Below are 18,493 nucleotides of genomic sequence, written 5' to 3'. Positions count from 1 at the left end.
AGGTTATGTGTTATACTAATCACATAAAGCTGTTACATACAATCAAGTAGCAGTTAACTAAGGAGGCAAACACTTCATGAAACAATGGGAAGGCTTTAAAGGCGACAAATGGAGAACAAGCGTTGACACTCGTGATTTTATTCAAAACAACTACACAGAGTACAAAGGCGACGACAGTTTCTTAGAACCAATCGCTCCGAGCACTGACAAATTATGGACAAAACTACAAGAATTATTTGAAATCCAACATGAAAAAAATGGCGTTTATGACATGGATAGCGATATCCCAGCAACTATTACGTCACATGAACCTGGTTACTTAATCAAAGAAGAAGAAAAAATTGTCGGTTTACAAACAGATGTACCATTAAAACAAGCATTTATGCCATTCGGTGGTATTAAAATGGCGAACAATGCCTTAGTTTCAAATGGTTATGAAACTGACGAAGAAATGACAAAAATCTTCACAGAATACAGAAAAACACATAACCAAGGTGTTTTTGATGCCTACACAGCTGAAATGCGTTTAGCACGTAAAAACAAAATCATTACTGGTCTTCCAGATGCTTATGGCCGTGGCCGTATTATCGGTGACTATCGTCGTATCGCATTATATGGTATCGACTACTTAATGGAACAAAAGAAAAAAGATCATGATAACACTGGTAACAAAGAAATGACAGACGATGTTATTCGCTTACGTGAAGAAATTTCTGAACAATACCGTGCGTTAAATGACTTAAAACAAATGGCTGCTTCTTATGGTTTCGATATTTCTCGTCCTGCTGCAAATGCGCAAGAAGCAATCCAATGGTTATACTTTGGTTACCTAGGTGCCATTAAATCTCAAAATGGTGCGGCAATGTCAATTGGTCGTATCTCAGCATTCTTAGACATCTATATCCAACGTGACTTAGAAGCTGGTTTAATCACTGAATTTGAAGCACAAGAAATGATTGACCATTTAATCATGAAATTACGTATGGTTAAATTTGCACGGACACCAGAATACAACCAATTATTCTCTGGTTATCCAATTTGGGCAACATTATCTATTGCTGGTATGGGTATTGACGGTCGTTCATTAGTTACCAAAAATGACTTCCGTATCTTACACACCTTAACAAACATGGGACCATCTCCAGAACCGAACTTAACTGTATTGTATTCTTCTCACTTACCAGAAGGCTTCAGAACATATGCAGCTAAAATCGCGAAAGAAAGCTCATCTATCCAATTTGAAAACGATGACTTATTACGTGAAAACTGGGGTTCTGACGACTGCGCAATCGCATGTTGTGTTTCTGCAACAGTTATGGGTAAAGATATGCAATTCTTCGGCGCTCGTGCGAACTTAGCGAAAGCTGTTCTTTATGCAATTAACGGCGGGGTCGACGAAAAAACTAAAATGCAAGTAGCACCAAAATATCGTCCAATGACTGGTGACAAATTAGATTACCATGAATTCATGGAACGCTATAAAGACATCTTAGACTGGTTAGCTGAATTGTATGTTAACACATTAAACATTATTCATTACATGCATGATAAATATGCATATGAAGCACCACAATTAGCTTTAATGGATACTGATTTACAACGGACATTCGCAACTGGTATTGCCGGAATCTCTCATGCGACTGATAGTATCATGGCAATTAAACACGGTGAAGTAGAAGTAATCCGTGACGAAGATGGTATGGCAATTGATTATGTACCAACAAAAGAATTCCCAACATACGGAAACGATAACGAAGAAGCCGATGCAATGGCTAACTGGATTTTAGATTACTTTATGACACAAATTAAACGTCAACACACATACCGTAACTCTAAACCAACGACTTCATTATTAACAATCACTTCAAACGTTGTTTATGGTAAAGCAACAGGGAACACGCCTGACGGACGTCGGGCCGGCAAACCTCTTGCACCAGGTGCGAACCCAAGTTATCAAGACGGTAAATTCTTAGGTGAGAAAAATGGCTTGTTAGCTTCATTAAACTCAACAGCTCGTTTAGAATATACAATCGCTTTAGATGGTATTTCTAATACACAAACCATCAACCCTAATGGTTTAGGTAAAGACGACGACACAAGAATTAACAACTTACGTAACGTATTAGATGGCTACTTCGATAAAGGTGGTTACCACTTAAACGTAAACGTATTTACAAACGAATTATTATTAGATGCACAAGCACATCCAGAAAAATATCCAAACTTAACTATCCGTGTATCTGGATATGCCGTGAAATTCCGTGACTTAACTCCTGAACAACAAGCAGACGTTATTTCAAGAACTTCACACGACAGACTATAAAAAACATTTACATTATTTAACTGAAAGGGTGACATTTAACGTGTCATCCTTTTCGTTTGAAAGAAGAGGGATCATTATGACAACACCAGTTACAGGTAGAATTCATTCAACAGAAAATTTTGGTACCGTTGATGGCCCAGGTGTCCGTTTTATTGTATTTACACAAGGGTGTCGCATGAGATGTCAATTCTGTCATAATCCAGATACTTGGAAAATTGGTTCCGGTGGTCGTGTGGTGACGACTGACGAAGTATTAGAGGAAGCATTACGTTTTCGCTCTTATTGGGGCGAAAAGGGTGGTATCACTGTCAGTGGTGGTGAGCCGCTATTGCAAATGGACTTTTTGATCGATTTATTTAAAAAAGCCAAAGCACAAGGCATTCATACAACCTTAGATACGTGTGGCAAGCCTTTTACTCGGGAAGAACCCTTCATTAGTCAATTTGATGAATTGATGAAGTACACAGATTTACTCTTATTCGACATCAAACATATTGATAACGAGCAGCATAAACTGTTAACAACGCAATCAAATGATAATATTTTAGAGATGGCTACCTATTTATCTGAAATTGACAAACCTGTTTGGATTCGCCACGTATTGGTGCCTCAACGTAGTGATTACGACGAATATTTAATCCGTCTGGATGCCTTCATAAAAACATTAAACAATGTAGATAAAGTTGAAGTGCTTCCTTACCATACGATGGGCAAGTACAAATGGGAAGAACTAGGTATTCCTTATCCATTAGAAGGAATTGAGCCTCCTAAAAATGATCGTGTTGAAAATGCGAAAAAACTACTACATGTCGAGGACTATCAAGGTTATCTAGCACGTTAACAAACGAAAAAATAGAAAAGAAGACAATTTTTTTGTTGTTTCTTTTCTATTTTTTGTTATCATTAAGAGTGAATCAAAACCAAGGAGTGTGTATTATGTCAAAAATTTTAGTTTTTGGACACCAAAATCCTGATACAGATGCTATCGGAGCAGCAATTAGTTTTGCTTACTTACAAAAAGAATTAGGAAAAGAGACAGAAGCTGTCGCTTTAGGAACACCAAGTGAAGAAACTCAATATGCCTTAGATTACTTCAATATTGAAGCACCACGTGTTGTCACTGAAGCAGCTAGCGAAACAAACCAAGTCATGTTAGTGGATCATAACGAATTCCAACAAAGCATTTCAGATATCGCTGAAGTAAACATTTTAGCAGTAGTGGATCATCACCGGATTGCCAACTTCGAAACAGCAGATCCATTGTATTATCGTGCAGAACCAGTAGGGTGTACCAGTACAATCATCTATAAAATGTTTAAAGAAAATAACGTGACAATTCCAGCTCAAATTGCTGGTATGATGGTCTCAGCGATTATTTCTGATACATTATTATTTAAATCACCAACTTGCACACAAGAAGACATCGATGCAGCGCACGCCCTAGCTGATATTGCTGAAATTAATTTAGAAGGCTATGGTCTTGACTTATTAAAAGCAGGAACAAATTTAAGCGATAAATCAGCTGAAGTTCTTTTAGATTTAGATGCTAAGAGCTTCCCAATGAACGGCAAAACAGTTCGCGTTGCCCAAGTAAATACCGTCGATTTAGCAGAAGTTTTAGATCGTCAAGCTGAATTAGAAGCAGCTATGGCCGCAGAAAATGCAGCCAATAATTATGACTTGTTTGTCTTAATTATTACGAATATCCTAGACAGTGATTCTGAATTATTAGCGATTGGTGCGGAACAAGCCAAAATTGAAGCAGCATTCAATGTAACATTAGTTAACAATCGTGCGTTCTTACCAGGCGTTGTTTCTCGTAAAAAACAAGTAGTACCACAATTAACAGAAGTCTTTAACTAAAACCGTAAGCGCCTAAGCAACGCGATAAATTCCTTGTTGCTTAGGCGCTTCAATAGTAAAGGGGCGTTAACATGAATGATTTAGCAATTTACTATCATTCTCCGCAACAAACGAAACAATACAATCATTTGCTCAACCAATCACTTTTTTTCCCTCTTGTTACTTTTATGTATGAACATCGGGAAGAAAGAATCATTTTAAGACAATTAAAAGCGGCCTTTGCAACAGAAGGCAAGTTAGAACAATTTTTATCAGAAATGATTGATTGTCAGTTAATCATTCGGGAAAATCGTCAATATCGTTTGAATTTTCCTATTTATACGGCAGCTGAAGTTGCGAGTTTGACCTTGGCTGAAGAAGAACTTCCTAAGTTTAAAGGAACTGTAACAGAGCAATTATTTTGGCTAGCTGAATCTTTTTGGCCACAAGTGTTTCCAGAAGAGGAAGACTATTTTTTTGGCGTGAGCGGTGGCCCCTCATTCTATCAAAAACAAAGATTGGCCTCGGCACAACTATCTATAATTACGCTTGAAAAAGAAAAGACAGAGGTTCCAACAATGCCTCGTTATTTTGATTACTTGGGCAAAGAGCAATCCTTGCCAGAAGCCTTCAGTGCTTTATATGACTTGCTAGGAGACGTAAATCCTGAATACTATCTTTCACAAGCGAGAAGAGTTATTAAACAAGCTCTGCGAGGCCGCAAAGTCAGTACTGTGCCTAATATTTTTCAAGAAAGTTTGCACTTGACCCAAGTGATTACGATTGACCAGGACCACTTAAAACTCCTTTTACCAGTAGCAACGGAACAAGCCGAGCCTTTAGAAGCACAGTCGGATATTCTAGCATTTTATTATGAAAAAATTGCTAACCGATCGGCCATCGAACGCTTAGTTTTTATGCAACAATTGATTGAGCAACTAGGTACGAACTCTCTAAGTTATCTTAGAATAAATTAAAGTTACTATAATTTTATTATGTAAACTAAAAATCAATGACAAGAAATGACGCCGCTTCTTAGTGAGAAATGGCGTCATTTCTTTTGCGAACTTTTTTCGTCCAAAAACCACCGGAAATGAACTTAGGCTCATAGGAAATGATAAATGCTCTCGGCTCTAATTGATTGATTAACTTGTACAATGTACGTTCGTTTTTTCTTGGGGAAAGAATTTCTAAAACCATTCGTTCTCCTTCGCGTCCGTAGGCGACACTTTGCGTAACACCATAGCCGTGTTCACGAAGTGTTTCTGGTAAATGAAATTGTTCAGTAGTAGAAGGGAGGATAACCGATACCATAATATAACCCAAGGCCAAATAGTCTTCGATTTTAATTCCTACACTAATGCCAACAGCGTAACCAAGCGCATAAACAAGTAAATTTAAAGGATTGTCTAACCGATTCAGAACCATACTTAGCCCTAAGACATAAATTGTTATTTCAGCCATACTAACCAGCGGTGCAATAACCCGATAACCTTTCATCGTTAACATAAAACGAATAGTATTTAAGGTAATATACGCAAAATTAATGATAAAAATCATAGCTAACATTTTCAAATCAACAACCATAAAATAAGTACCTCTTTTCAAAATCTTTACATCCAGCCCTCATTATAGTACAGAAAAACTGAGAATCAAAGGCGAAACACTTATAGAAATGAATTCTTTTTTGAATACTCGCTCATATTATTCGCCTAATTTAACTGTTATTTGATATAATCTTAGTATGAAGTAAGAAGGAGGTAAGCGATGAAAATTTTTGTTTGGATTTTGTTATTTTTATTAGTAATTAACGTTATTGCTGCCTTAATTACTGTTTTTAGAAAGCCTCGTAGTATTTCCAGCGTTTTAGCATGGATGATGACGTTGATTTTCTTGCCTGGTATCGGCTTTATTATTTACTTATTCTGTGGGCGAGGTATCGATGGACAAGAAGTTTTTAAATTGTCTGATGATGAAAAACAAATGGTTCAACGAATTAAAGAAAAAGTGGACGTTGATAACAAAAAAGCAGGGCGCGATAAACGTTATGATTTACTTTATGATGCGAAAGTTTTAAATCGTTATTTCCGGAATATGGACGCATCACCGTTGGCCAAAAGAAATAGTTTGCAATTATTCACAGATGGCCAAGAAAAATTCCAAGCATTATTTGAAGATATTCGTGCAGCGAAAGAAACCGTTCATGTGGAGTATTATGCGTTTTTTAATGACACAATTGGTAATCAATTTTTAGATGTATTAATCGAAAAGTTGCATGAAGGCGTGGAAGTTTACTTAATTTACGATCCTTGGGGTTCACCCGGCGCAAATAAAAAGTTTTTTGCTCGTTACGTTGACGCTGGAGGAAAAGTAGCTCCCTTTATTACTTCTCGCGATATGATCCGTAAAACACGTCTAAATTATCACTTGCATCGAAAAATTGTTGTCATCGATGGGAAAATTGGCTGGACCGGCGGGTTCAATGTTGGGGATCAATATTTGAATGTCACCGAAAAATTTGGTTACTGGCGAGATACCCATATTCGTTTGGTCGGGACGGCCGTATTTTCATTGCAAGAGATATTTATCATGGATTGGAATGCTTCAGTCAAATATCCTGAAGAACGTATGACGTATCATGAAAAATATTTTAAATTACCAGAAGATTATGAAGTGGAGCATTTGTCCTTACAAGTTGTTTCAGATGGTCCTGATTCAGAAGAAGAAATTTTGAAAAGCGGGTTTGTTCGGATGATTTTTTCTGCAGAAAAGAGTGTCTGGATTCAAACACCGTATTTAATCCCTGACGATAGTATGATTAATGCGTTGTTAGTGGCGGTTCGTTCAGGTGTCGACGTGCGAATTATGATTCCTTGTATGCCTGACCATCCCTTTATTTACCGCGCAACACAATATTACGCGAATTACTTACACAAACGCGGCATTAAAATTTATATTTATGATAGTGGGTTTATTCATGCAAAAACAATGGTGATTGATGATGAATTAGCTATGGTTGGCACAACAAACCAAGATATTCGCAGTTATTCATTGAATTTTGAGGTAAGTACGTTTATTTACAATCCCGACATTGCGTGGATGTTAGCGCAAGTCTTTGAAGAAGATATAGAAAAAAGTGTCTTACTAACCGACGAGATAATTAAAAAACAAGGGTACTGGCTACGCTTCAAGCAAAACTTTTCACGCTTGTTGTCCCCAGTCTTGTAATCAAATGAATCAGCAGTGAATGTAGTAAACTACTATTTTCACTGCTGATTTTAGTAACAAAACACTGAGGTGGTCTACCTAATTCATTGATAATCCCTCTAAATAATGGTAAATTAAAAATAAATTCAATCAGCTATTCTATCGTGAGAAACATAGTTATTACGTAGATCAGATCAAAGGGACATTCACGACGAGCAAATATTGAGTGTGTTTGCTGAAACGTGCATGTGTGATTTGATCTTTTTTATTGAGCTGTTATTTTATAGATAAGGAGTGGTCACCATGGACTACCAAGCAATAGCAAAAGAAATTTTGAAAGACGTAGGTGGCAAAGACAATATCGTGGATGTCACACATTGTTATACACGATTGCGTTTCGTATTGAAAGACACGAAACAAGTGAACAAAGAAGCCTTACTACAAACAGAAGGTGTCATTTCTGTTGTTGAAAGTGGCGGGCAGTATCAAGTGGTTTTAGGCAATAAAGTCGCGCATGTCTATAATGTTTTAGAACCTTTGTTGGCTCAGCAACTTACGACCAAAACATCCATAAAAGAAAAAAATTCATTAGGCAATCGAATTTTAAATACTGTTGCCGCGATTTTCACGCCTGTCGTACCAGCAATTGCCGCTTCAGGCATGTTAAAAGGAATTCTAGCTATTGCTGTGATGGTCGCAAACAATTTTTACCAGGTCGATTTAAAACCTTTGAATACGTATATTATTTTAAGCGCCGCTTCCGATGCACTTTTTTATTTTATGCCAGTTATTTTAGGTTATTCAGCTGCTAAGGTTTTCAAAACAAACGAATATATCGCTATGGTAATTGGTGCCACCTTATGTTATCCGACCATCGTTTCATTAATGACTGAAGAATCAGCGGTTACCTTGTTTGGATTACATGTGACCAAAGCCAATTATGTTTCCACGGTAATTCCTATTATTCTTGCAATTTTTATTTTAGCTTATGTGCAACGCTTTTTGGAAAAAGTGATTCCAGAAGTTCTAAAAATTATTATGGTTCCTACGCTATCATTACTTTTAATGATTCCAGCCACTTTATTATTATTTGGACCGATAGGGATTTATTTAGGTGACGGCGTAAATTGGTTGTATTATTATATAATGAATTTGAGTCCCATCTTGTTAGGCGGTTTTATCGGTGGAATTTGGTGTGTCTTAGTCATTTTTGGGGCTCACCGCGGACTTGTACCAATTGGGATTAATGATGTCGCTCGAACAGGTCGGCAAAATTTGCTAGCGTTTGCTGGTGCAGCGAACTTTTCTCAAGCGGGCGCCGCATTTGGCGTGTTTGTCCGCACAAAAAATAAAGGCTTGAAAGCCGTTGCTGCCTCTGCAACAGTGACTGCATTATTTGGTATCACAGAACCAGCCATTTATGGTGCAAACTTGCGGCTAAAAAAACCGATGATTTATGCGGTGGCTAGCGGAGCAGCAGGTGGGGCCTTAATGGGCTGGGGCGGCTCCTATGGGACAGCCTTCGCTAACCAAGGACTCTTGACCATCCCAGTTTACGCAGAAGCAGGAACCAAAGCCTTTATTTGTTATTTATTAGGTTGTGGTATTGCTTTTTTTGGTGCATTTCTATTAACGATTTTTCTAGGCTTTAATGATTTACCGCTTGACGAGTCACGTCAAGAACCAGTCCTAAAGACAGAGGCAACGACAGTCAAAGAAAAGCAACGGATTCAAGCACCTCTTCAAGGACAACTCGTATCTTTAGACCAAATCAACGATGAAGTCTTTGCTTCTCAACAAATGGGAAAAACACTAGCTATTTATCCGATAGAGGAACAAATTGTTTCTCCAGGAAATGGGCAGGTGACGGCTTTATATCCAACTCATCATGCAATTGGCTTAAAGTTAGACAATGGTGCTGAAATCCTCCTTCACATTGGAATCAATACCGTCGAATTAAAAGGGCAGGGATTTGAAACGTTCGTAAAAGTAGGAGAAAGGGTCAGACTAGGACAGAAACTGCTCTCTTTTGATAAACAAATCATCCAAGCTGCTGGTTATGATCCAACCGTCTTAGTCATCGTAACAAATACTGCGGAAATGGCTATAATTGAGACAACCAAACAAACAGAGATTACACCACAAACAAATTTATTTTTCATGCAAGTAAAGGAGCAAAACTAATGGTTAAACAATTTAAGAACGATTTTTTATGGGGCGCTTCTTCCTCCGCTTTTCAAATTGAGGGAGCTTGGAATGAGGACGGCAAAGGCCTAACAGTTGCTGATTACAATTCTTTTAAAAAGTCAGCTGTACAAGCAGATACGAAAGTCGCCAGCGATTTTTACCATCGTTTCAAAGAGGACATTGCGTTAATGAAAGAATTAGGCTTAAAAACCTATCGTTTTTCTCTTTCATGGGCACGAATCATTCCAACAGGTGATGGCGAAATCAATCAAGCCGGCATCGATTTTTATAATGCCGTCATTGATACACTTTTAGAAAACGATATTTTGCCGTTTGTCACACTGTATCATTTTGATTTACCTTTTGCGTTGGTGGAAAAATACAATGGTTGGGCGGATCGTCGCTGCGTTTCCGCATTTCAACACTATGCGCAAGTTTGTTATCAAGCGTTTGGTGATCGAGTCAAAAATTGGCAGGTTACAAACGAACAAAACTTAATGATTCGTGTCGATGAACGAATGAATATGTACGATGTTGCACCAGAAAATGCTGAAAAAATTCGTGCACAAATGGATTACCATATGTTTGTTGCCCATGCGCTAGCGACGAATGATTGTCACCAATTGGTCGCTGGGGGAAAAGTCGGTCCCTCTGTTTCCTCAACGATGACTTATCCTAGTTCCAATAAGCCTGAAGATGTTTGGGCGGCTCGTATGAATGATAACTTTAAAACGAATTACGCTCTAGAAATGTATTGTTTTGGCGAATACCCTGGTTACTATCAAGAGTATTTGACCAAATGCGGCATTTATCCCGAAACACAGCCAGAAGATCAAGCAATTTTGAAAGCCGCTAAACCAGATTTTATCGCTCTTAATTATTATCGGACGTTAGTCGCTAGCTATTTACCGACAGATGAGCAACACCCATTGGGTACGAAAGAAAAGGACATTGATTTTGATCTATACGGTTATTTTAAAATCGAAAAAAATCAACATTTAAAAACCTCTAAGTATGGTGCCCAAATTGATCCAACTGGTCTACGTTTAGTTTTAAATGATTATTATCGTCAATACCGTTTGCCGTTAATCATTACAGAAAACGGCTTAGGCACACCAGATCGCCTAACAGAGGACGGAAAAGTTCATGATGACTATCGAATTGCGTATTTGCATGACCATATTGCTGCTTGTCATGCGGCTATTTCTGACGGTGTTGAGTTGTTTGGCTATTGCCCTTGGTCGGTCATGGATATTTTAAGTTCTCATCAAGGATTCAAAAAACGCTACGGTTTTATTTACGTCAATCGTGAAGACCATGAGTTAAAAGATTTACGACGTATTAAAAAAGATAGTTTTTATTGGTACCAATCAGTGATTAAAAATAACGGTTTACCAGAAGAATAATGACCAAAAAGGATCATCCGTTGGCATAAGCGGGTGATCCTTTTGTTTTCAAGTTTTGTCGTTCCGTGTTAGGCTTACTGATAAACCCGTTAAAGGTGGTGAGAGAGATGAATAATTACGATTTATGGAAATGGGTTGCAGGTAAACGAACCGAAAAAAATCAAAATGAAACCTATAGCGCCAAAAATTGGTGGTATGTTTCACTAATGCTCGGTGTATTTGTAGGGATCATGTTGTTGTATTATTTAATCTCTGTGCTTTGGAATTAAGGGAAAATGATAAAACAGACAAAAAGATGTTGTAATTTCGAATAAAAATTGTTACTATAAGGGTAAGAAGAAAACGATTGCAACAAGGGGTTGCAAGAAAAGAGTATGTCACTGGTTCGACCAGGCAGAACTCAACAGACAACTGTTATAAATCTTTACACGGGTTAAGGATGACAGTTTGTTTGTTGAGTTTTTTTCGCGGTTTTTTATAGGAAGAAGGGGTTATATGAAAGTCAAACAAATACTAAATAACAATGTAGCGATTTTAACAAAAGGAACCAATGAGGTAATCGTCTATTCTAAAGGAATTGCTTTTCGAAAAAAAGTAGGCCAATCAGTTTCTAAAGAAGAAGTAGACAAAGTCTTTGTGTTAGACTCGGCAGATGTTTTAGAGCATTTTAGTTATTTGTTAGCGAATACAGAAGAATCATTATTTGAAATTGTTCGTAGCATTATTTTACGAGCGGAGGAGCTTTTTCAAAAAAAAGCAACTGATTACCTGTATTTAACGCTTTTAGATCATATTGATTACGCCCTGAAACGTGGTAAGAAAGGCCAATATATTTCCAATCCTCTTCTTTGGGAAGTACGGCGCTATTATCCGAAGTCCTATCAATTAGGAGTAGAAGTGGTGGAACGATTAAACAAAGAATACAACGTTTCATTTCCAGAAGACGAAGCTGCTTCAATTGCGTTACATTTGGTAAATATCCAAGAAGCTGTACAAAATAGCCAAGAGAATGAAAAAGTCACAGAAATTATGAAAGATATTGTGTCCATCGTTCAATACCATTTTGGTGCGCCAATGAATCATGAATCCATTAATTACACGCGTTTCATGCAGCATTTACAATACTTCGTCCAACGGATTTTAACCAATGATACGTATAGTGAAAACGATTCTGAGTTATATCAACAAATTTCACAGCTCTACCCAGAAGCTTATGGTGCGGTGAAAAAAATCGAATTGTATGTCATTGGCACTTTTGGAAAACTGATTTCTGAAGATGAAAAAACATACTTAATGATGCACATTCATCGCATGACTGAACGAACAGAAAAGCGAAAAGAAAGCGATGTGTAGAAAATGAAATATGAAACATTTTTAAAAGAATTAATTGTCTTAGTTGGTGGACCAGAAAATATTGATAGTGTTGCACACTGTGTCACGCGCTTGAGATTTCAATTAAAAGATCGTAGTAAAGCCCAAACAGCCGAAATCCAAGAAATGAAACAAGTGATTGACGTTATCGACAATAATGTGGCTTATCAAGTCGTTGTCGGAACACAGGTGAAAGATATTTATCAAGAATTATTACCTATGTTAGGAATAGGAGAAACAACTACAGACGCACCAAAGAAAAAGACTAATCCATTCAAAGCAATTGTGGATGTCGTGAGTGAAACAATGACACCTTTAATCGAACCAATTTTTGTTGCCGGGATTTTGGCAGGCTTTTTATCATTATTTAAATTACTTGGAATTATCCAAGAAGATAGCTCCACGTTCATTGTGTTAAACACGATTAGTACTGCTGCTTTTCAATTTTTACCAGTGTTTATTGCAGCATCGGCAGCTAAACGTCTCAAAGCGAGTCCCTATTTAGCCGTTTTGTTAGCGGTTACGTTATTGTCTGATTCAATTGACGGTGTAAAAGGTCTAAGTATTTTTGGGTTAGGTTTACCACAAATTACGTATTCAAATAGTTTTGTGCCAATCTTTTTAGGTGTTTGGTTTATGGGGATTTTAACTGAGCGCTTTAAAAAATGGATACCTGATGCCTTGCAATATTTTTTAAATCCATTACTAATTATGCTGATTACCTTACCAGTGACATTATTAATTTTTGGACCATTAGGTACATGGATTGGTGATGCGTTGTTCTTCGTTTGTGATATTTTACAAAATACAGTTGGTTCATGGGCTGTCACAGCCTTATATGCCGCTTGCCAACCATTCTTAATTTTACTGGGTGCTGGTAATTTCGTTATGCCAGTTATTATGCAAATGTTAAGCGAGCAAGGTTATGATAGCATCTTTTTACATGCTTCAACAATTTCAGATATTGCTGTTGCGGGAGCCATGTTTGGTTACTTCCTGCGTGCTCGTCAAGCAAAACAACGTGAATTATTTGGCTCAGTTAGTTTTACTGCATTGATGGGAGTGACGGAACCTGCTGTCTATGGTGTATTCGTAAAATTCCGCCGGCCGTTTATCGCTGTAATGATTGGCGGTGGTTTAGGAGGACTAATTGCTGGACTGTTGAAAGTCAAAACTTATGGCTATGTGTGGGGCCTAACTAGTTTGCCTTCTTATTTAGGCAAAACAAATGATACGAAGAACTTTATGGCTATGCTAATCGCAGTAATTGTCGGTTTTGTCGGTGCAGCGGTTGCTTCGTTTATCCTAGGGATTCCATCAGAAGAAAAAGAACTACCTAAAGAAACAACGACTAACAAAACAACACAAAAAGAACGACTACTGACCAAAAATCCTGTTTTTGCAGCAATTAAAGGAACCGTCATCCCTCTAAGTGAAGTAGAAGATGCGGCTTTTTCAACAGAAGCATTAGGTAAAGGCGTTGGTATCGTTCCAACTGATACCGAAGTGGTTGCCCCTTTTTCTGGCGAAGTTGTTTCTGTTTTCCCGACAAAGCATGCCATCGGACTTAAAAATGCAGATGGTGTCGAATTGTTGATTCATATCGGTATTGATACTGTTTCTTTAAATGGTAAAGGGTTCACTGTCCATGTGACAGAAGGCGAGCATGTTCAACAAGGACAATCATTAGTCACCGTTGATTTTGATTACATTCGCCAACAGGGTCTTTCAGATACTGTTATTTGTGTAATTACCAATACAAATGAATTTTTAGATGTTATCGGAACTACAGGAGAATGTGCTTCGTATGATCAAGAAATGCTAAATATTGTATTATAAAAAGGAGACACCGATCATGAAAAACAAAAAATTTTTATGGGGCGGCAGTATCGCCGCTCATCAATTAGAAGGCGCTTATCAAGAAGGCGGCAAAGGCTTAGCAATCATGGATCTGGTTACAGTGGGTGCTGTAGATCAGCCACGAGAAATCACCCAAACCATTGAGGCAGACAAATATTATCCTTCACACACTGGCATTGATTTTTACCATCGCTATCAGGAAGATATCGCCTTATTTGCGGAAATGGGTTTTACCTCACTTCGTATCTCTATTGATTGGTCACGAATTTTTCCAAAAGGAGATGAAACCGAACCGAATGAAGAAGGTTTGTTTTTCTATCATCAAATCATTGATGAATTACTCAGTCAGGGAATCGAACCAATTGTCACTTTGTATCATTTTGAAATGCCAGTTCATTTAGTCAAACAATATGGTTCATGGAAAAATCGAAAAGTTATTGATTGTTATTTGCATTACTGTCAGACGGTTTTTGAATCGTTTAAAGAGAAGGTTACTTATTGGTCTACATTTAACGAAATGAATCACCTCGATCCGACCTCAAACGCTTCTGAACCTTTCACCTATATTTTGACAGGTTTAGAATACGGTAAAATCCAAAATCGGCCACAAGTGTTAGCCGAAATCGGCTATAATATGACACTGGCCGGAGTAAAAGCTGTTCAATTAGGTCATAAAATTAATCCTGATTTCCAAATTGGTTGTGTTTTTGGTTTGACACCCGCTTATGCCAAAGATTGCCATCCAACAAATGCGTTAAATTCATTAAAACAAACAACTCGTGATTTTTATCAGATAGATGCAATGTGCAATGGGGCCTTTCCACTATATAAACAAAAGGAATACGAGAAACTCGGACTCCGTATTACTATTTCAGCAGAAGACCAAGAAGCATTTTCTGAAGGTACAATTGATTGGATTGGTTTAAACTACTATGCTAGCGAAGTTGCGAAATTTGAAGGAGATGACACCGCTGAAAGTTCTTTATGGGGCGGTACTCAAAATCCTCATTTAGAGGTTTCTAAATGGGGTTGGGCAATTGATCCTATGGGCATTCGTTATTTATTAAACATGCTTTACCAACGTTATGGGTTACCAATTATGATAACGGAAAATGGCTTAGGGGCTGTTGATGTTTTTGAAGACAGCACTGTGCATGACACCTATCGTATTCACTATTTGCAACAACATATTGAGCAAGTCCAAAAAGCCATGACAGAAGATTTTATTGAGGTAATTGGTTATTTAACTTGGGCACCGATTGATTTAGTCAGTGCTACAACAGGTGAAATGAAAAAACGTTATGGCTTTATTTACGTGGATAAACATGACGATGGTACAGGAACATTAGACCGTTATCGGAAAGATTCTTTTTATTGGTATCAACAATTAATTAGAGATTATCCGCAAGGTTGTTAAAAAGAAGAAACAAATTATTTTAAATCTAAATACACCTAACTAAACAAAAGAACAGCAAGAAGTGATGAATACTTCTTGCTGTTCTTTTTCTTAAGAAAAAACCAATAATTTTCGGTTGTATTTGTCTATCCGTTTGTAGTATGATTGAGTCAGTTTTAAAGGAAACATGCCAAGTATGGAAGACCATACTTGACACGCATTGACTAATTAAACATGGGGAACGTTGCCATAAGTTGATGTTCCAGTCAATAATGCAAGTAAATCAAACATAGCATGTACCTCCTTTAATTGATAATCAAAGTATAACATCTTTTAATGAATTTACATAATAATACAAGTGGAGGTCTGTTCGTGAAGGTAGCAGGAGACAAAATAAAACAAGCGAGAAAACTTAAAAAAATCACACAATCAGAGCTGGCTAACGGCATCTGTACGCAAGCAACAATTAGTAATATTGAAAACCGTAATCTATGTGACAGTTTAGATATTTTCTCATCTATTTGCCTCCGATTAGATTTAGAAGTAGAAGAATGCATGATGATTTCTGAAGAAAAGAAAATTGAAAATCTACTAAACAAAGTCGAGGATTTATCTTTACGGTTATTTCACTTAGAGGCCTACAAATTATTACAAGAAGTGCCTGAAGGTCTTATCTTATCTAATAATGAACTAACGACTAAATTGTTATATTATAAGGGAATTACTTGTTTATTAGGAAAAAAAGATAAAGCAGAGGCCTTGTTTTACCTATACCGGGGCGCGGAAATTGACCGTAAAGTCAATATTTACAACATTTTAAGCCTGAATGCGCTAGGTACGCTATACGAACTGGAAAAAGATATGAGAAAAGCGCAAGTGTATTACGAAAAATCATTACAAGAATTGGAACAATTTAAATTAGAATGTTCCTTGGAGCGTTGTAGAATTTATTATAATTCTGCTAAATTCTACTCGGAAATAAAAGATTACCAAAAAAGTGTCATTTTAAGCGAAAAAGGGATTCAGATTTGTCGTGACAAACACTCCATTTATTTGCTAGATTATCTTTTATATGAAAAAGCCTTTAACAAACAAATGCTCGGGGAAGACACAGCCGATGACTATCGCCAAGCCTATTATTTTACACAATTTTTTGGCAATACAGAAGTCCTACAATATATTGAGAAAGATATGAAAGCTTTTAATATTTCCTATTAATTTAATCAAAAAGCCGATAAAAGCTGAAAACCCAGTTTTTGTTGGCTTTTTGAAAAGTCTAGGCAAGTTACTTTTAAAAATCAGCAGTCACGGTTACGATAAGCAAGACGAAGTATTTAGGAGGATTTAAAAATGAAAAGAGTAATGTGGTTTAGACGTGATTTACGATTACAAGATAATAAAGCATTAGCACACGCGTTACAAAATTCTGCAGCTGATGAATTGATTTTATTATTCCAAATGAATCCTCAACAATTTATTCAAGAAAGTGCTAATCATAACGCTTTTTTTGCAAGTTTAGCCTCGTTTAAAGAACGAATCGATCAAGAGGCACATTTACAAATCATGGTCGGCGAACCGTTAGATTTATTTTCACGTTTGAAACGCAAATTACCCGATTGGCAGGCCATTTATTTTAATGAAGATACTTGTGGCTTTGGGGCAAAGCGGGACCAGCAAGCTATGCGCTTTTTTGAAGAAAATAATATTCAGTCTTTCTCTTTTCAAGATGCCTATTTGCATGGCTCTGAAGAAATTAAGAAGAACGATGGCAGCAAGTACCAAGTGTTTACGCCCTATTACAATAAATGGAAAGAGGCGCCTAAAGAAACACCGATTCCTGTTTCCTATACAGCTGAAAAAATTTTTAGTGCGTGTCTTTTTCCAGAAGAGGAAGCAGCTTATCGTGAACAGATTGCAAGGATTCCTTTAAAACACTATAGTGTCGGCGAAAAAACAGCCAGAAGGTGCTTAAATACTTTTATTGATCAAAAACTTCAATCCTATGAAAATAAGCGTGATTTTCCTTATCAGGATCAAACGAGTCATCTGTCTACTTTTTTAAGAACGGGAGAACTTTCGATTCGCACCATTTGGCAAGAGCTTGCATCTGCGCCTTCTAGCTTAAGTAAAGAAACCTTCAAAAAAGAATTAGCTTGGCGCGACTTTTACAATATGATCTATAGTACGTTTCCACAACAAAAAGAGGAAGCTATTCAAGAAAAATTTCGTTATATTCAATGGGCAAATGACCCAGAAATGTTTGTCAAGTGGCAAAAAGGGGAGACGGGGTACCCTATAATTGATGCTGCCATGCGACAACTGAATCAAACTGGTTGGATGCACAACCGCTTAAGAATGATAACTGCCTCTTTTTTAGTTAAAAATTTGCACATCGATTGGCGTTGGGGTGAAAAATACTTTCAAAAAATGTTGATTGATTATGATGCCGCCAATAATATCGGTGGCTGGCAATGGGCTGCTTCAACGGGAACGGACGCTGTCCCGTATTTTCGGATTTTTAATCCAATTATCCAGTCAAAAAAATTTGATAATGACGGCCAGTTTATCAAAAAATATATTCCAGAACTTATTCAAGTGCCACAAAAGTATATTCATCAACCAAATCTAATGAACGAAGCCTTACAAACGCAATATCATGTACATTTAGGAGAAAATTATCCAAAACCCATTGTCGATTATGCATCAAGTAAAAAACAAACATTGTTTCTATATGAAGCGAGCAAAGAAATTCATCAAGAAATGAACAATCCAAGGTTTCAATAAACAGTAAACCCAACTAGCTTAGCAAACAACTGTAAGGTTAGTTGGGTGAATTGATTAGTCGAAAGGAGAAGTGGCAATTTATCGGCTAAAGTTTTTTATTTTATTCTAGTTTACATA

Annotated in this window: 14 protein-coding genes; 13 read left to right on the top strand and 1 reads right to left on the bottom strand. The window is 37.1% G+C overall.

What is annotated here, in order from left to right:
• Nucleotides 1-76: 76 nt before the first annotated feature.
• From pflB to IGJ52_RS06860, 4 genes are all read left to right on the top strand, one after another.
• Nucleotides 77-2,323 (top strand): formate C-acetyltransferase, encoded by a 2,247-nt coding sequence (gene pflB / locus IGJ52_RS06875; protein ID WP_002357529.1) that lies wholly within the window; start codon nt 77-79, stop codon nt 2,321-2,323.
• A gap of 76 nt (nt 2,324-2,399) precedes the next feature.
• Nucleotides 2,400-3,164 carry a pyruvate formate-lyase-activating protein gene (pflA, locus tag IGJ52_RS06870; protein WP_002357530.1) on the top strand — a complete coding sequence of 255 codons (765 nt, stop codon included), beginning with the start codon at nt 2,400-2,402 and terminating at the stop codon, nt 3,162-3,164.
• A gap of 95 nt (nt 3,165-3,259) precedes the next feature.
• Nucleotides 3,260-4,186 (top strand): manganese-dependent inorganic pyrophosphatase, encoded by a 927-nt coding sequence (locus tag IGJ52_RS06865; RefSeq protein WP_002360265.1) that lies wholly within the window; start codon nt 3,260-3,262, stop codon nt 4,184-4,186.
• Between the two features lie 71 nt (nt 4,187-4,257).
• Nucleotides 4,258-5,142, top strand: a complete 885-nt coding sequence (locus IGJ52_RS06860) for a DUF1803 domain-containing protein (protein ID WP_438791987.1) — start codon at nt 4,258-4,260, stop codon at nt 5,140-5,142.
• 58 nt (nt 5,143-5,200) lie between these two features.
• Here the strand turns inward: IGJ52_RS06860 and IGJ52_RS06855 are convergent, their stop codons facing one another.
• Entirely contained in the window at nt 5,201-5,752 is a 552-nt protein-coding gene (locus tag IGJ52_RS06855) for a DUF2179 domain-containing protein (protein WP_002361848.1), read from the bottom strand.
• 180 nt (nt 5,753-5,932) lie between these two features.
• On the opposite strand from IGJ52_RS06855, the gene cls reads away from it, so the two are divergent.
• From cls to IGJ52_RS06810, 9 genes are all read left to right on the top strand, one after another.
• Nucleotides 5,933-7,393, top strand: a complete 1,461-nt coding sequence (gene cls, locus IGJ52_RS06850; RefSeq protein ID WP_425144084.1) for a cardiolipin synthase — start codon at nt 5,933-5,935, stop codon at nt 7,391-7,393.
• Between the two features lie 282 nt (nt 7,394-7,675).
• Nucleotides 7,676-9,556, top strand: coding sequence for a beta-glucoside-specific PTS transporter subunit IIABC (locus IGJ52_RS06845; protein ID WP_002420179.1), 1,881 nt, complete (start codon nt 7,676-7,678; stop codon nt 9,554-9,556).
• On the top strand, nt 9,556-10,965 hold the full coding sequence (locus IGJ52_RS06840) for a glycoside hydrolase family 1 protein (protein WP_010715218.1): 1,410 nt from the start codon (nt 9,556-9,558) through the stop codon (nt 10,963-10,965). The genes IGJ52_RS06845 and IGJ52_RS06840 overlap by 1 nt, the downstream gene beginning before the upstream one ends.
• Nucleotides 10,966-11,072: 107 nt before the next feature.
• Entirely contained in the window at nt 11,073-11,234 is a 162-nt protein-coding gene (locus IGJ52_RS06835; protein ID WP_241708586.1) for a hypothetical protein, read from the top strand.
• 226 nt (nt 11,235-11,460) lie between these two features.
• The gene (locus tag IGJ52_RS06830) at nt 11,461-12,318 is read left to right on the top strand and encodes a PRD domain-containing protein (RefSeq protein WP_002420182.1); all 858 of its coding nucleotides are present in this window, start codon (nt 11,461-11,463) and stop codon (nt 12,316-12,318) included.
• A 3-nt stretch (nt 12,319-12,321) separates the two neighbouring features.
• The gene (locus IGJ52_RS06825) at nt 12,322-14,175 is read left to right on the top strand and encodes a beta-glucoside-specific PTS transporter subunit IIABC (protein ID WP_002420183.1); all 1,854 of its coding nucleotides are present in this window, start codon (nt 12,322-12,324) and stop codon (nt 14,173-14,175) included.
• A gap of 16 nt (nt 14,176-14,191) precedes the next feature.
• Nucleotides 14,192-15,613 carry a family 1 glycosylhydrolase gene (locus IGJ52_RS06820; RefSeq protein ID WP_202521250.1) on the top strand — a complete coding sequence of 474 codons (1,422 nt, stop codon included), beginning with the start codon at nt 14,192-14,194 and terminating at the stop codon, nt 15,611-15,613.
• A 315-nt stretch (nt 15,614-15,928) separates the two neighbouring features.
• Nucleotides 15,929-16,810, top strand: coding sequence for a helix-turn-helix domain-containing protein (locus tag IGJ52_RS06815; RefSeq protein ID WP_002378272.1), 882 nt, complete (start codon nt 15,929-15,931; stop codon nt 16,808-16,810).
• A 132-nt stretch (nt 16,811-16,942) separates the two neighbouring features.
• Nucleotides 16,943-18,376 carry an FAD-binding domain-containing protein gene (locus IGJ52_RS06810; RefSeq protein ID WP_202521248.1) on the top strand — a complete coding sequence of 478 codons (1,434 nt, stop codon included), beginning with the start codon at nt 16,943-16,945 and terminating at the stop codon, nt 18,374-18,376.
• Nucleotides 18,377-18,493 lie beyond the last annotated feature (117 nt).

Origin of the sequence: Enterococcus sp. DIV1758 (assembly GCF_051711985.1) — a bacterium.
Lineage (GTDB): Bacteria > Bacillota > Bacilli > Lactobacillales > Enterococcaceae > Enterococcus > Enterococcus faecalis.
This window is presented reverse-complemented; position numbering and strand designations above follow the sequence as displayed.